Source organism: Sphingomonas sp. Root720 (genome assembly GCF_001428605.1).
Lineage (GTDB): Bacteria > Pseudomonadota > Alphaproteobacteria > Sphingomonadales > Sphingomonadaceae > Rhizorhabdus.
Map to the genome: position 1 here is coordinate 693,308 of NZ_LMID01000001.1, position 15,008 is coordinate 708,315.

General features: G+C 67.7%; 11 protein-coding genes. 6 read left to right on the top strand and 5 right to left on the bottom strand.

The window, feature by feature from the left end; all coding sequences use genetic code 11:
• Positions 1 to 2: 2 nt before the first annotated feature.
• Together ASE22_RS03160 and ASE22_RS03165 are read left to right on the top strand one after the other, a co-directional pair.
• Complete coding sequence (locus tag ASE22_RS03160; RefSeq protein ID WP_056356269.1) at positions 3 to 761, top strand: enoyl-CoA hydratase-related protein; 759 nt, start codon at positions 3 to 5, stop codon at positions 759 to 761.
• Positions 758 to 1,600 (top strand): alpha/beta fold hydrolase, encoded by an 843-nt coding sequence (locus ASE22_RS03165; protein WP_056354827.1) that lies wholly within the window; start codon positions 758 to 760, stop codon positions 1,598 to 1,600. Before ASE22_RS03160 ends, ASE22_RS03165 begins: the two co-directional genes overlap by 4 nt.
• Positions 1,601 to 1,635: 35 nt before the next feature.
• On the opposite strand, the gene ASE22_RS03170 is transcribed toward ASE22_RS03165, so the two are convergent.
• Positions 1,636 to 2,682: a uroporphyrinogen decarboxylase family protein gene (locus ASE22_RS03170; RefSeq protein ID WP_056354830.1), complete on the bottom strand. Its 1,047-nt coding sequence runs from the start codon at positions 2,680 to 2,682 to the stop codon at positions 1,636 to 1,638.
• A gap of 212 nt (positions 2,683 to 2,894) precedes the next feature.
• Positions 2,895 to 3,665: a competence/damage-inducible protein A gene (locus tag ASE22_RS03175; protein ID WP_056354832.1), complete on the bottom strand. Its 771-nt coding sequence runs from the start codon at positions 3,663 to 3,665 to the stop codon at positions 2,895 to 2,897.
• Between the two features lie 120 nt (positions 3,666 to 3,785).
• On the opposite strand from ASE22_RS03175, the gene map reads away from it, so the two are divergent.
• The 4 genes from map to ASE22_RS03195 all read left to right on the top strand — a co-directional run bounded on the left by map (position 3,786) and on the right by ASE22_RS03195 (position 8,002).
• Positions 3,786 to 4,616, top strand: a complete 831-nt coding sequence (gene map / locus ASE22_RS03180) for a type I methionyl aminopeptidase (protein ID WP_056354835.1) — start codon at positions 3,786 to 3,788, stop codon at positions 4,614 to 4,616.
• A gap of 191 nt (positions 4,617 to 4,807) precedes the next feature.
• Positions 4,808 to 5,146, top strand: coding sequence for a P-II family nitrogen regulator (locus tag ASE22_RS03185; protein WP_012051005.1), 339 nt, complete (start codon positions 4,808 to 4,810; stop codon positions 5,144 to 5,146).
• A gap of 78 nt (positions 5,147 to 5,224) precedes the next feature.
• Positions 5,225 to 6,637, top strand: coding sequence for a type I glutamate--ammonia ligase (glnA, locus tag ASE22_RS03190; RefSeq protein ID WP_056354838.1), 1,413 nt, complete (start codon positions 5,225 to 5,227; stop codon positions 6,635 to 6,637).
• Positions 6,638 to 6,745: 108 nt separating this feature from the next.
• Positions 6,746 to 8,002, top strand: coding sequence for a multidrug effflux MFS transporter (locus tag ASE22_RS03195; protein WP_056354841.1), 1,257 nt, complete (start codon positions 6,746 to 6,748; stop codon positions 8,000 to 8,002).
• Positions 8,003 to 8,081: 79 nt separating this feature from the next.
• Here the strand turns inward: ASE22_RS03195 and ASE22_RS03200 are convergent, their stop codons facing one another.
• From ASE22_RS03200 to ASE22_RS03210, 3 genes are all read right to left on the bottom strand, one after another.
• Positions 8,082 to 8,534 (bottom strand): hypothetical protein, encoded by a 453-nt coding sequence (locus tag ASE22_RS03200; protein ID WP_156397371.1) that lies wholly within the window; start codon positions 8,532 to 8,534, stop codon positions 8,082 to 8,084.
• A gap of 206 nt (positions 8,535 to 8,740) precedes the next feature.
• A complete protein-coding gene (locus ASE22_RS03205; protein ID WP_056354846.1) occupies positions 8,741 to 12,919 on the bottom strand; it encodes a translocation/assembly module TamB domain-containing protein in 4,179 nt (1,392 codons plus the stop codon).
• A complete protein-coding gene (locus tag ASE22_RS03210) occupies positions 12,919 to 14,889 on the bottom strand; it encodes an autotransporter assembly complex protein TamA (protein WP_235538114.1) in 1,971 nt (656 codons plus the stop codon). The genes ASE22_RS03205 and ASE22_RS03210 overlap by 1 nt, the downstream gene beginning before the upstream one ends.
• Between the last annotated feature and the right edge of the window lie 119 nt (positions 14,890 to 15,008).

A 15,008-nucleotide genomic window follows, 5' to 3' on the forward strand; every position in this document is an offset into this window, starting at 1 on the left:
ACATGAGCGACATCCGGGTTGAGACCGCCGACCGCGTGCTGACGATCACGCTCGACCGGCCGGCGAAGAAGAACGCGATCACCGACGCCATGTACGGCGCCATCGTCACGGCGCTGACGCAAGCGGCGGAGGACCCGTCGATCGGCGCCGTTCTGCTCCGCGGCGAGGGCGCCGATTTCTGCGCGGGCAACGATATATCGATGTTCGCCGATGCCGCGTCGGGAACGAAGGACATCCTCGATTCCAACACGGGCCCCTTCCTGAACGCGATCAGCACCTTCCCCAAGCCGCTGGTCGCCGCCGTCACCGGCCGGGCGATCGGGATCGGCGTGACGATGCTGCTCCACTGCGACCTCGTCTATGTCGCCGAGGACGCCGAGATGCGGACGCCGTTCATCGACCTGGGCCTCGTTCCCGAAGCGGCTTCGGCGCTGACCATCCCGGCGCGGATCGGCCATGTCCGCGCCTTCGCGCTGTTCGCGCTGGGCGAGAAGCTCGGCGGCGGCGAGGCGGCGACGCTCGGCATCGCCAACCGCGCCCTGCCCGCCGATCAGGTCGGCCCGGCGGCGGAGACGGCCGCGCGCGCGCTGGCGGCCAAGCCGCTGTCGGCGCTGATCGCCACCAAGCGGCTGATGCGCGACGCCGAGGCGATCGCGGCGGCGCTCGACGCCGACCAGAAGGCGTTCGTCGCGCAGCTCAAGACCCCCGAGGCGGCGGCGGCCTTCGCCGCCTTCGCCGCGCGCAAGGGTCCGCCGGCATGACCGCCCGGCCGATCCGCGCGACCAACGCGGAAGGCATGGCGATCGTCGGCGACCTGCGCGGCGACGGGGAGGCGCCGTTCGTCCTGTTGCTCCACGGCGGCGGGCAGACCCGCCACGCGTGGAACGGCACCGCGAACCATCTGCTCGGTGCCGGCTTCGACGTCGGCAGCTACGATGCGCGCGGCCATGGCGACAGCGACTGGGCGGGGGACAAGGATTATTCGCTTCCCGCCCATGGCCGCGACCTCGTCGCCGTCCTGCGCGCGGTCGGACGGCCGGCGGCGCTGGTCGGCGCGTCGATGGGCGGGATCAGCGCCCTGTTCGCCGCCGCCGACGCGCCCGAGATGGTGCGCGCGCTGGTGCTGGTCGACATCGTGCCGCGCTTTGCGCCCGAAGGCGTCGCGCGCGTTCGCGCCTTCATGCAGGCCCACCCCGACGGCTTCGCGACGGTCGAGGAAGCAGCGGCGGCGGTCCACGCCTACAACCCGAACCGCGCCCCGTCGAACAACCCTTCGGGGCTGATGCGCTCGCTGCGCGAAGGCGGCGACGGGCGGCTGCGCTGGCATTGGGATCCGGCGGTGGTCGGCGACGCACCGACCGAGGCGCTGGCCGACATGCTGAGCGCGCGGCTGGCCGCCCTGCCCGCCAGCCTGCCGCTGATGCTGATCTCCGGCGCGCAGAGCGACGTAGTCGACCCGCAGGCCGTCGACGCGTTCCGCCGCCAGGCGCCACATGCCGAGGTCGTCGCGGTCGACCGCGCGGGGCATATGGTCGCCGGCGACCGCAACGACGCGTTCAGCGCGGCGATCGGCGGGTTCCTCAAGCGGCGGCTCGCTTAGCCCGCGTCGATTTTTCCCGGCGAAGGAGCCTCAGCTCACGCCGGCACCGCCTTCGCCTCCAGTTCGGCCCGGACGATCGCGGCGCCCTCCACCATCGCCTTCATCTTGGCGAAGGCCAGGTCGCGCGGCAGATATTTGAGACCGCAATCGGGCGCCACCACGATCCGCTCGGGATCGACATGCTCCAGACCTTTGCGGATGCGCGCGGCGACGACCTCCGGCGATTCCGGCATGTCGGTCGACAGGTCGAGCACGCCGAGGATGATCGTCTTGCCGGGCAGCTTGCGCAGGATCGAGGTGTCGAGATTCTGCTGCGCCGTCTCGATCGAGATGGCATGGACCGAGCAGTCGGACAGTTCGGGCAGATAGTCGTAGCCGCTCGGCCGCGCATGAATGATCGCGGCATAGCCGAAGCAGATGTGGAGCGCGGTATTGCCGGTGACGCCCTCGAGCGCGCGTTCCAGCGCCTGCCGCCCGAACAGCCGCGCGGCATCGGGCCGGGCCTGCATATAGGGCTCGTCGAGTTGGACATAGTCGGCGCCGGCCGAGAACATGTCCCGCACCTCGGCATTCACCGCCGCCGCATAGGCCATGGCGAGCGCTTCCGGATCGCCATAATGATCGTCCTGCGCCTGCTGGCTCATCGTGAACGGGCCCGGCACCGTGATCTTGATCGGCCGGTCGGTGTGGCGGCGCAGGAATTCGACGTCACGAACCTGCACCGCGTGCCGCCGGCGGATCGGCCCGGTGACGCGCGGCACCGGGTTGGGATGGCCCGAGCGATCGAGCGCGGTGCCGTGATTGTCCATGTCGACCCCGTCGAGCGCGGTCGCGAAGCGGTTCGAATAGCTTTCGCGGCGCATCTCGCCGTCGGTGATGATGTCGAGCCCGGCGCGCTCCTGCTCGTGGATCGCCCAGATCGTCGCGTCGTCCTGCGCCTCCTCCAGATATTCGGGTGCGGGCCGCCACAATTCCTGCGCGCGCACCCGCGGCGGGAAGCGGTCCTTGAGCCGGGCGCGGTCGATCAGCCAGTCGGGCTGCGCGTAGGAGCCGACCAGCGAGGTCGGCAGAAGCTGCGGCATAGGACTCTCCCATTTTCGTTCATGACGAATGTTATATGGGATTGTTCTGCCACGCTTGATGGAGATAGGCCAGCGGGAGAAGCAGCCCGGGCTCATCCCAGGCCTTCATCCCGGAGAGGGCGGACACGGGCCGTTACGCAAAGGTCCCGTTTTCGCTCGAATGACGGAAGAGTGCTGGACGAGCAGACGGCTCGAATGCACCGGGTGGCCGGTCAGATCCCGTCGACGACCGGGACATATCCCAGCTGGGCGAGACCATCGCCGATCGACGCGATGCAGCGGTCGACGGTCTCGGCGTCGGTCGAGCGGACGACGAAATTGGAGCCTGCCTTGCCCTCGCGGAAGAAGGGGTAGCTGCCGATCTGCGACCCGGCATGGGCGCGCTCGGTTTCGCGCAGGAGGTCCGCGATCTCGCTTTCGGGTACCCAGCAGCCGATCGTCCGCGACAGCATCGGCCGGCCGCCCTCCAGCCTATTGGACAGCGCCTCGAGCATCAGCCCGGCGATGTGCGGCACGCCGGCGAGGATGAAGATGTTGCCGATGCGGATGCCCGGCGCCCCCGACATGGCGTTCTCGATCAGCTCGGCGCCGTCGGGCACGCGTGCCATCCGCAGGCGGGCCTCGGTCAGGCCGCCCCGCGTCGCATAATAGCCGTCCAGCGCGGCGCGCGCCTTGGGGTGGACGACCACCGGGACGCCGAGCGCCTGCGCGATCGCATCGACGGTGATGTCGTCATGAGTCGGGCCGATGCCGCCGGTGGTGAACAGATAGTCGTTGCGCGCCTTGAGCTGGAGCACCGCCTCGCCGATCGCCGACATGTCGTCGGCGACGACACGCACCTCGGCGAGGCGAATCCCCTGGATGTTGAGCCAGGTCGCGACCTGCGCGACATTCTTGTCCTGCGTCCGCCCGGACAGGATCTCGTCGCCGATGACGAGGAGGGCAGCCGTCCAGATTCGCTCTTCTGTTGCCGGGCCGATCATGGCGGCTCCATATATCGGCTTTGCCGGAGGGGAAAGCTTCCTCCACCGATCCGTCTTCGGATTTCCACGGAATGCCCCGTCGCGCTCGCAAAAAGCGCCGCGATCGCCTATATCGACGCGATGACCACCTATATCACAGCCGACGAAGCCGCCGCCGCCCACCCGCGCACGGGGGCGATCAAGCTCCATGGGCCATCGGGATTCGCCGGCATGCGCGCCGCCGGCCGGCTGGCGGCCGAGATCCTCGACGCGCTGGTGCCGCATGTCGTGCCGGGCGTCGAGACGCAGGAACTGGACCGCATCGTCCACGACATGACCGTGTCCGCCGGCGCCGTGCCGGCGACGATGAACTATCGCGGCTACACCCATAGCTGCTGCATCAGCATCAACCATGTCGTCTGCCACGGCATTCCCGGCGATCGGACGCTCAGGGACGGCGACATCGTGAATATCGACGTCACCCCGCTGCTCGACGGCTGGCACGGCGACAGCAGCCGCATGTACCTGGTCGGCGATGTCGGCATCAAGGCGAGGCGCCTGGTGGACGTCACCTACGAATGCCTGATGCTGGGCATCGAGCAGGCGAAGCCCGGCAACCATCTCGGCGATATCGGCCATGCCATCCAGCGCCATGCCGAGAAGCACCGCTACGGCGTGGTCCGCGACTTCTGCGGCCACGGCCTTGGCCGGGTGTTCCACGACGCGCCCGAGGTGGTCCATGTCGGCCGTCCCGGCTCCGGTCCAGAGCTGCGCCCGGGCATGTTCTTCACCATCGAGCCAATGATCAACATCGGCCGGGCCGACGTGAAGCTGCTCGACGACGGCTGGACCGCGGTGACGCGCGACCGGTCTCTCTCGGCCCAGTTCGAACATTCGATCGGCATCACCGAGGAGGGCTGCGAGATCTTCACCGCCAGCCCGACGGGACTGCACCAGCCGCCCTATCTCTGATCGCCGGGGCGGCGACCTCAAGATCAATCCATGGGCACAATCTGCCCATTTTCCAGGCATGTCGTTGATAGATGCCGTCTTTTGCGGCAATGCGGCAGAATATCGTCCCGTTCCGGCCCAGCCTTCTTGCGACTCGCGGGATCGCGCGCTTATTGAAGAGCCGCAAAGCGCACTGGCCGGGGAGGGCACAGGTGAAGAAAATCGAAGCTATCATCAAGCCGTTCAAGCTCGATGAGGTCAAGGAAGCCCTCCACGAGGTGGGCGTTTCCGGAATCACTGTGACCGAGGCCAAGGGTTTCGGTCGCCAGAAGGGACATACCGAGCTCTACCGCGGCGCGGAGTATGTGGTCGACTTCCTGCCGAAGGTTAAGCTCGAGGTCGTCGTCGACGACAGCCTCGCCGACCGGGTGGTCGAGGCGATCGCTTCCGCGGCGCAAACGGGTCGCATCGGCGACGGCAAGATCTTCATCCTGCCGGTCGAGGGTGCGGTCCGCATCCGGACTGGAGAGAGGGACGCGGACGCGATCTGATCGCGCGGAGTCGTCAAAGCTGGGCGCAACGAACGCCCGAAACTTTCAATCGATATTCTCACGGGGAAGGCAAGGCACATGGCGAACAAGCCCGCTGACGTTCTTAAGATGATCAAGGACAAGGAGATCGAGTGGGTCGATCTTCGTTTCACCGATCCGAAGGGCAAGTGGCAGCATCTGACGATGGTCGCAGGCGTCGTCGGCGACGACGAGCTGACCGACGGCTTCATGTTCGACGGTTCGTCGATCGAGGGCTGGAAGGCCATCAACGAGTCGGACATGATCCTGAAGCCGGACCTGGACGCGGTCTGGATCGATCCCTTCTCGGCCACCCCGATGCTGATCCTCGTCTGCGACATCGTCGAGCCGTCGACCGGCGAGCTCTACGCCCGCGACCCGCGCTCCACCGCGAAGCGCGCCGAGGCCTATGTGAAGTCGATCGGTATCGGCGACACGGTCTATGTCGGCCCCGAGGCCGAGTTCTTCATGTTCGACGACGTGCAGTTCGAGAACACCTATAACAGCAGCTATTACAAGCTCGACGACATCGAGCTGCCGACCAACAGCGGCAAGGCGCTGGAAGGCGGCAACCTGGGCCATCGTCCGCGCGCCAAGGGCGGCTATTTCCCGGTCGCCCCGGTCGACTCCGCGGTCGACATCCGCGCCGAGATGGTCTCGACCATGCTCGAAATGGGCCTGCCCTGCGACAAGCATCACCATGAGGTCGCCGCGGCGCAGCATGAGCTGGGCCTGACCTTCGGCACGCTGGTCACCACCGCCGACCGCATGCAGATCTACAAATATGTCTGCTGGCAGGTGGCGCAGGCCTATGGCAAGACCGTCACCTTCATGCCGAAGCCGATCAAGGAAGACAACGGCTCGGGCATGCACACCCACATGTCGATCTGGGACAAGGGCCAGCCCCTGTTCGCGGGCAACGGCTATGCCGGCCTGTCGGACACCTGCCTGTACTTCATCGGCGGCGTGATCAAGCATGCCAAGGCGCTGAATGCCTTCACCAACCCGACCACCAACAGCTACAAGCGTCTGGTGCCGGGTTACGAGGCCCCGGTGCTGCTCGCCTATTCGGCGCGCAACCGCTCGGCTTCGTGCCGCATCCCCTACGGCACCGGCGCCAAGGCGAAGCGCGTCGAGTTCCGCTTCCCGGACGCGATGGCGAACCCCTATCTCTGCTATTCGGCGCTGCTGATGGCCGGTCTCGACGGCATCGAGAACAAGATCCATCCCGGCGAGGCGATGGACAAGAACCTCTATGATCTTCCGCCGGAAGAGCTGGCCGAGGTTCCGACCGTCTGCGGTTCGCTCCGCGAGGCGCTCAACTCGCTGGCGGCCGATCATGCCTTCCTCACCAAGGGCGGCGTGTTCACCGAAGACCAGATCGAGGCCTATCTCGAGCTCAAGTGGCCGGAAGTCGCCCGTTGGGAGATGACCCCGAGCCCCGTCGAGTTCGACATGTACTTCTCGAACTGATCCGCCGAAAGGCGCTTCGAGAAAGGGCTCCGGGGCAAACGCCCCGGGGCCCTTTTCTTTTGGTTGCCAGTCGATGGACCCACGCCTATCCCCCGCGCAGATACCCTCATGAACGCTCCCGAACCCATCCAGGCGGAAAACGCCTCCCACGGCCTGCGTTTCGGCGAGTTCGTCGGGCTGATGGCATCGCTGATGGCGGTCAATGCGCTCGGCATCGATATCATGCTGCCGGCGCTCGGACGGATCGGTGCGGAACTGGGCGTGTCGGTGGAGAACCATCAGCAGCTCGTGGTCGCGGTCTATATCGGCGCCTTCGGTGTTGGACAGTTGGTCTATGGCCCGCTGGCCGACCGCTATGGGCGCCGCCCGGTCCTGCTCGCGACGATGGGCGTGTACGCGCTGATGAGTTTCATCGCCGCGCATGCCGGCAGCTTCGACCTGCTGCTGGTCGCACGCGGCCTTCAGGGCTTCGCCGCCGCCTCGACGCGCGTCCTGTCGATCTCGATCATCCGCGACTGCTATGCCGGCCGACGCATGGCGCGGGTGACGTCGCTCTGCTTCATGGTGTTCCTCGCCGTACCGATCCTGGCCCCGAGCCTCGGCGAGCTGATCCTGCTGGTCGCGCCGTGGCACTGGATATTCTACCTGCTCGGCGCCTTCAGCCTGTTCGTCGGCCTGTGGGCATGGCTACGCCTGCCCGAGACGCTGGCCCCCGAACGCCGCCGCCCGATCAGCGTCCGCTCGATCGCCGACGCGACCTGGGCGACGCTGAGCAACCGCTACTCGATCGGCTACGGCACCGCATCGGCGCTGATCTATGGCGGGCTGGTCGGCTTCCTCAACAGCTCGCAGCAGATCTTCGCGCACGTCTTCCATGCACCGGAGTTGTTCGCGCTGTGCTTCGCCGCGATCGCGGGGATGATGGCGCTCGCCGCACTGATCAACTCGCGCATCGTCGAGCGGCTCGGAACCCGGCTCGTCTCACACAGCGCGCTTGTCGCCATGATCGCCCTGTGCCTCGTCCGGCTGGTCCTGGTGCTGTCGGGCCAGGAGACGTTGCTGCTGTTCGCGCTCTTCCAGGGGATGACGATGTTCCTGTTCGGCCTGACCGGTTCCAATTTCGGCGCCATGGCCATGGAACAGATGGGCGAGATCGCCGGCTCGGCCTCCTCGATCCAGGGCTTCATTTCCAGCGTGATCGGAACGGCGATCGGCCTGGTCATCGGCCAGTCGTTCAGCGGCACCACCCTGCCGCTGACCCTGGGCTTCCTGCTCGGATCGAGCTGCGCGCTGGCGATCGTGTTCGCGACCGAGCGGGGCCGCCTGTTCCAGGCACACAACAGCCGGCCGACGACACCGGCCTGAAAGCTGCTTCCATCGGCCGCTGGTGCCAGAAAACCGGATGGTAGGGATGGCGGAGACTCCTGCCTGCCTCCGCCACGCCTCATTTCGCCATCACCATGTCGGTCCACATGCCGTCATCGATAAAGGTGCGATATTTTTCGTAGCCCGCAACCGCCTTGTCACCCTCGGCCTCGCTGAACTGCGCCAACATCTCTTTCTCGATCGCCTGGTCCCGCGTCTTGTCGGCGTCGAGAGTGGCGGTGGATGCGGAATGGGTCATGATGAGCACGTTCGGCGAGCCCTTGACGTAGCCGGTCCTCACCATGAATTTGTAATCGTCGATAACGCCGCGCCGCTTCAGAATCTCGAAACCGCCAACTTGCGAACGCCGCAACCCGGTGAGATAGTCGTCGACATGGTTCGGATCGACTTCGATCGCGTTGATCTGCCAATAGCCCTTCTGCGGCGTATAATCGACATAGGCTTCCGCCAGGGACGGAGCACTTGCCGACAAGGCAACTGCCGCGACGAGTAGCCGAGATGCTCTGATCATTCACCGTCTCCTGTTGGTTCCGCGCGGACATAACCGGACGGACGATCCATCAGATCAGGCTTCTCTTTCGACAGCAATTGCCGACGGGGCAGTCAACAGTGGCAATAGAGGATGAGAAATCGTTCTTCCGGCAGGCAGGCCACCTCGGCATCTTTCGGACAGACACAGATTAAAGACCGTTTTTCTCAGGCTTAACGGCTTCCGTCCTAATAATCCTTCGACACCTTCACGCTGGCGCTCTGCCGGCCGATCGTCGAGATGCTCGACAGCAGCGACAGCCAGCGGGTGATCTGGAATTCGACCCTCGTCGCCGAATAGCCCTGGCCGTCGCTGATCACCTCGACATAGGTGCGCCGGCCGATATATTTTCCGGCGGCGATCGAGGTGCCGATGCCGATCGTCGGATCGGCCGGCAGGATGCGCAACCGATCGAGCCCGGCCGCACGGCGCACCGCGTTGATCGGGTTGAGCCCCCCGCCCCCGCCCCGCAGCGAACCGACCGCCGCCGCGAGCTGGAGCGCCTCGGGCGCCGAAAGGTTGGTGATCGAGGTGCCGAACAGCAGCCGCGACAGCAGTTCGTCCTCGGGCAGCGCCGGAATGCTGCTGAAATGGATCTCGGGCTTCTGGCCGGTGCCGCTGACCGCGATCGTCGCGCTGACGCCGTTGAGATTGGCCTTGGCGGTGATATCGAGCAGCGGATCGGGCGGGGTCTCGCCGAGGAAGCGGATCGCGCCGCGGTCGAGGTCGAAGCGGCGGCCGGCGAACTCATAGCCGCCGCGCACCAGATCGACCCGCCCGTTGATCGCCGGATTCTCGATCGTGCCGCCGAGGTGGAGCTTGCCCCGCCACTCGCTGTCGAGGCCGAGGCCGGTGACGGCCAGCTGGTTGCGCGAATCGACGTCGATATCGAGCTTCCACGACGGCGGCCGACGGACATCGTCCTCGTCGTCGGGGCGGTTGAGTTCGACCGTGTCGAATTGCGGGATGGTGGCGACCGCGGCGGCGCGGCCAAGCTGGAAGCGCCCGCGCACCAGCCGGACATCGCCCGCGATCGTACCGCCATCGGTGCTCGAGGTGATCTTGATCGGCCCGGTCACCACCGCGCCGATATCGTCGCGGCTGATCAGCTGAGCATTCTGCGCGTCGAGCGCGACGTCCATGCCGATCCCGCTCTCGGCGGCGAAGTCGAACGCCGCCCGGCCGCTCACCGCGCCGCCGCCGCGTGTCTGGCCCGACAATTTGTCGATCAGCAGGCGCGATCCATCGAAGCGCCCCGTCGCGGCGATGTTGGTGATCACGGTGCCGGTCACCGCGCTTTCCAGCCGCGCCTGGGTCGAGCGCAGCGATCCCCGGATCACCGGATGGGCACCGGTACCGCTGATGTCGGCGCCCATCGATACCGGCCCCGATATGTCGATCGTCTCCACCCCGAACAGGCGCCACAGCGTGTCGGCCGGACCGCCATAGCGGAGCTGCGCGAAGAGATTGCCGCTCATCAGCCGTTCGGGCAGTGCCCCGCCCACCGGCAGGTTCGTGATGCGCGCCTGTCCCCGGCCGATCACCTTGCCGCCGCTCGACACCACCGCACGCGCGGCGGCGACGGACTCGGTCAGCACGCCGGCCAGCGCGACGTCGGCGGGGCGCGAGGTCAGCACCAGGCCCGACCGCGACAGGCCCCGAATCTTCAGGTTGGCGCGGCCCGTGGGGATGCGCGCGCCGCGCTGGAGCCGATAGTCGACGTCGCCGGTCGCGACGCCCGACAGGCCGAGTTCCGGATAGAAGATGTCGAGCACCGACAGCGGCATCGCCTGGACGCCGGCCTTGATCTCGTTGGCGGCGCCGCCGAAGCGGCCGGCGAGGGTCGCCTTGCCGCTGGCGAAGCTGAGCGTGGTCGGATCGAGCCGCCAACCATCCCCATCGCGGCGGAGCACCGCCGGATTCTCCAGCTTGATCGGGCGACGGTCGATCGTGCCCTCGGCAGTCACGCCGATGCTGTCGGGGGTCAGGCGGGCGACGGTCGTCAGATCGAAGCCGCGTCCCCGCGAACCCGCGAGGCTGGCGCTGATCGTGCCGCTGCCGCCGTCGAGGGCGATCGTCGCCCGCCCGCGCCCCAGGGTGACGCCGCGCATCGTCGTGCCGAACAGGGCGACGGTGGCGTTGATCTTTACCCCCGCCGGATCGAGCAGCACGGTCCCGTCGAGCCGACCCCGGCTGACGGTGAACGGCACCGGCGCGCCCAGCGTGGCGCGTCGGGCGCGTAGCTGGCCCTCGATCTTCTGAAGGCCGCGCTCGACCGAGAAGAGCATCGGGCCGGTGACGGTGCCGCCGGCCAGGTCGATCCGCCCCGTGAACCCGGCCGGGTCGGAGCGCAGGCTGCCGCTACCCTTGGCGCCGCTGACCGCGAAATCGGCGACCTGGATGATGGCCGGCTGGTTCGCCGGCAGCAGGATCGCGCCGCTGCTGCCCCATGGACCGAGATAGGAGCCGCCCGTCGCGCTGTAATCGAAGCCCTGCGGCGTGGGGTCTAGCTTCACCCCGACATTGACCAGGCCCAGCGCCGGCACCGGGCCGGCAAGGACCATGTCGATCTTCGGCCGGCTGATATTGCCGTCGAGGGTCAGCTGGACCGGCCCATATTGCGCCTGGGTGCCGCTGCCCTTGAAGAAGAAGGTGCCGTCGCGGCGGCGGAAACCGTTGCCGGTCAGGCGGATGCCCGGTCCGGTCAGCACCAGCCGTTCGAAATGGAGGACGCCGTCGGGCCCGCGCCGCAGCCGGGTGTCGATCGACGGCAGGCCGCCGGCCAGCGAGCGCAGGAAGGCATTGTCGAAGCGGCGTACCCAGGCGCGGCCTCGCCCGGCCACCATCGTCCCCCGCCCGCCGGCGCCAGGCACGACCTTCAGCTCCGAATTGACGTCGACGATCCCGATGCCCGGAATGAAATAGCGCAGCAGCTTCCCCGCCAGAGCCACGTCGTAGACGCCGGTCCGCAGATCGAGGCTGAGCGACAGCTTGCCGCCAAGCTTGTCCGAGCTGAGCTTGAGTCCGTCACCGGTCACCTTCCGCGCCGTCACCAGCAGCACGCCGTCGACCTTGAGGTTGCCGAGAATGCCGCCCGCGACGTCGCCGACACCCGTCACCCGCCGCGCCGACAGGCGGACCGGCAGCTTCACGGGCGGATCGGACAGCTTGCCCTTGCCCTCGGCGCGGACGCCGTCGAAGCCGGTGTCGTCGAAGGCAACGTGATCGGCAGTCAGCGCATAGGCGAAATCGGCGGTGCCGAAGGGTCCATCGAAGGTCGCATGCAGCCTGACGTTGCGGCCGGTCATGTTCGGGAACATCGCGGGGGGACGGAGCAGCCGCGCGTCGACGATCACGTCTTCGAAGGCCGAGGCGGCAAGATCGAGCGTGCCCGACGCGCTGATCTCCAGCGCCGGTGTCGCGACGGCAAGCGTCCCGGTGAGCTGCCGGTCGGCGAGCGTGGCCGACCCGTCGACCCTGATCGTCGGATCGGACAGCCGCTGCAGCTTGCCCGACAGGAAACTGCTCGGCGCCAGAAGTCCTTCGAGCGCATATTTGCCGCGATTGGCGGAGATCCGCAGGTCGACCAGCCGGATGTCGCCGACATCCATCGTCGCCCGGCCCTTCCACGCCGACCAGCGCCCGGCGCCGGAAATCACGCCGTCGACCGGTTTCTTCCACCCGGTGGCCCCGGCGATCACGCCGTCGGCGGGCCCGACCAGCCGCGCATCGAGGTCGAAGCGGTCGCGGTCGGGCTGCGAATCGAGCTGGAGCGCCAGCTTGTCGCGCGCGCTCGACGTCCCGTCGAGCTTCAGCAGCACCCGGCCGTCATGGATGTCGGCGGTCGCCTCGATCCGCGCGATGTGACGCCGCCCCGCGACGGGCGGCTCGAGGCGAAGCTTCGCCACCCGCAATCGTCCGACGTGGATGTCGAAGCCCGGCAGCAGCGGCCCCTTCTTCGGCGACGGCTTCAGCTTCGGCTTGCGGTAGAGGATCAGCAGGTCGGTCTCCACGCTCCTGATCCACAGCTTGTTCGCGATCCAGGCGGCGGGGCGCCAGTCGAGTTCGATCTCGGGCGCTTCGAGGAACAGGCCTTGCGTGTCATAGAGGCGCAGGTCGCGCAGCGTGGCGTGGTTCCAGATCGAACCGTCGATCCGGCCGATGCGGATGCGAAGCCCCGAGGACGGCTGCAGCGCCCCTATCCGGTCGATGATCAGACGGTGACCGGGCGCGCTGTCGAGCAGCCAGATCGCGGCGGACAGCAGCAGCAGCAGCGAGAGAAGGCCGATCGCGACGAAGCGCAGGATCGGATGGCGTCGCCGCCAGACCTCCACCCTTTGCTCGACCATGGCGATCTCGTCGGCCATCAGAAGGCCTGGCCGAGCGAGACGTATACGGCGATCCGCGAATCCCCGGTCCGCCGGTTCAGCGGCGTGCCGACATCGACGCGGATCGGACCGAAGCTGGTATAGTAGCGGACGCCGATGCCCGCGCCGTAGCGCAGGTTGCGGAAGGTCGGCAGCCGTGCCGAATAAAGATTGCCGCCGTCGATGAACGGCACGACGCCGAAATCGCCGAAGCGGACGCGCGCCTCGATCGAGAATTCGGCAAGGCTGCGGCCGCCGGCGGGATCGCCGTTGATGTCGACCGGGCCGATCTTCTGATAGCCATAGCCGCGCACCGATCCGCCGCCACCAGCATAGAAGCGCCGGGTCGGCGCGATGCGTTCGGCCGCCGCGCCGATGATCGATCCGAAGCGCACCCGGCCGGCGACCACCGTCCGTCCGCCGATCGGCAGGTAGCTACTGCCGTCGACCTGCGCCTTGACATAGCCGAAGGCGCTGCCCTGCAGGGATATCTCGGGCGATACCCGCGCCGCCAGACGGTAGCCGCGGGTCGGGTTGAGCAGGTCGTCGGACCCGTCGTAGGACAGGCTCGATGGCAGCGCGCCGATCAGATATTGGCGGCTGCGCGGAGCGCCGGTGGCCTTGACGGTATCGTCTTCCTTCGAGGCGACCAGCTCGACGCCGTAGGACCAGGTCCACTTCTTCTGCCAGATGATGTTGGTCTGGCGCTCCAGACCGGCGCCCAGCGTTATGCTGCGCGCTTCATAGGCGTTCTGGTCGAGATGGCTGAGGATGACCTGACCGGTCAGCACGCGGTCGCGCGCCTTGTAGTTGTTGCGCCGCAGAGTCCCGCCCAGCGACTGTTCCTGGGTGCCGAGCACGCCACGGAAGGTGACCGCGCCCTCGGGCCGGATCAGGTTGCGATGCTGCCAGCTGGCCTCCAGCCGATAGCCCTCGCCGGTGCCGTAGCCGACCGCGCCGGCGATGGTGCGCGGCGGCGCCGGCTCGAGCTTGACCGAGACGTCGACGACATGGGGATCGGCGGTCGCCACCGGCTTGATCGTCACCGCCGAGACCAAGCTGGTCTGAATCAGCGCCCGGCGGAAATCCTCCATCCGCGCGGCATTGTAGATGTCGCCGGTCCGGAAGCGCGCGATACGGCCAAGATGCTTGGCACTGAACAGCCGCTCGCCGTCGATCGTTATCCTGCCGATCCGCTGGACATCGCCCGGTTCGACCGCCGCGGCCAGCCGCACCGCATGCTCCTCATGGTCGACGGTGAGCTTGGGTTCGCCGACCTTGGCGAAGACGAAACCCTCGCGGCCCAGCTCGGCCCTGAGCGCCAGCAGCGCCGCCTCGATCCGATCCGAATCGGCCGGCTGGCCCACGTCGAGGCCGAAGGCGCTGCGCAGCTGCCCGGCGATGTCGCCGGCCTCGTCGATCCCGGCGAGCTCGATCGCGGTCAGCGTGTAGAGGGTGCCGGGCCGCACGACGAGGGTGACGCCCAGCCGGCCGGTCTTCTCGTCCGCGATGCGCGTGATGACGCGGGCGTCATAATAGCCGGCGGCACGAAGCAACTGGCCGAGCACCGCCTCGTCCTGCCGGGCGCGCCGGTCGATCTGGGCCGTATTGCCGGTGCCCTTGCCCTCCTCGAGCGCGGACAGCTGGCGAAAGCGGGCTCGGATCGCGGTCTCCGTCTCGGGCGGAACACCGTCCTGTCCCGAAAGGCCGGTGATATCGACACCGTAGCGCCGGTCGGCCTGCGCATCGCCGGACGCCGAATCGGATGCCGCCGCCGGCGCGGTCCCGGTATCGGCCGGCGGTCCGCCGTCGGCGTCGGCCGGCATCGGCCAGTCGACCTCCATGTCCGGCAACGGCGCCATTTCGGTCGATGGATCAAGCTCGGGAAGGTCGACGGGATCCGCCGACGCCGCCGGCGGAAACGCTGGCTGCGCCTGTGCCGCGGCCGACACGCATAACATGGCACCCATGACGATCGATCGGGCGCGGAGCGGCGTACAGGCGACACGCATGGTGCGACCCTAGCGACACCCCGCCCCGCCCGCCATAGTCTAGTGCAACGAACCGGTCATATGAGGGGCGCCAAGGG

Excerpts from the sequence above, each read along its gene's own strand:
- ASE22_RS03170 (WP_056354830.1), bottom strand. The coding sequence starts at position 2,682 with ATGCCGCAGCTTCTGCCGACCTCGCTGGTCGGCTCCTACGCGCAGCCC.
- glnA (WP_056354838.1), top strand. The coding sequence starts at position 5,225 with ATGGCGAACAAGCCCGCTGACGTTCTTAAGATGATCAAGGACAAGGAG.
- ASE22_RS03205 (WP_056354846.1), bottom strand. The coding sequence starts at position 12,919 with ATGGCCGACGAGATCGCCATGGTCGAGCAAAGGGTGGAGGTCTGGCGG.
- ASE22_RS03175 (WP_056354832.1), bottom strand. The coding sequence starts at position 3,665 with ATGATCGGCCCGGCAACAGAAGAGCGAATCTGGACGGCTGCCCTCCTC.
- ASE22_RS03200 (WP_156397371.1), bottom strand. The coding sequence starts at position 8,534 with ATGATCAGAGCATCTCGGCTACTCGTCGCGGCAGTTGCCTTGTCGGCA.
- ASE22_RS03195 (WP_056354841.1), top strand. The coding sequence starts at position 6,746 with ATGAACGCTCCCGAACCCATCCAGGCGGAAAACGCCTCCCACGGCCTG.
- map (WP_056354835.1), top strand. The coding sequence starts at position 3,786 with ATGACCACCTATATCACAGCCGACGAAGCCGCCGCCGCCCACCCGCGC.
- ASE22_RS03160 (WP_056356269.1), top strand. The coding sequence starts at position 3 with ATGAGCGACATCCGGGTTGAGACCGCCGACCGCGTGCTGACGATCACG.
- ASE22_RS03210 (WP_235538114.1), bottom strand. The coding sequence starts at position 14,889 with ATGGGTGCCATGTTATGCGTGTCGGCCGCGGCACAGGCGCAGCCAGCG.
- ASE22_RS03165 (WP_056354827.1), top strand. The coding sequence starts at position 758 with ATGACCGCCCGGCCGATCCGCGCGACCAACGCGGAAGGCATGGCGATC.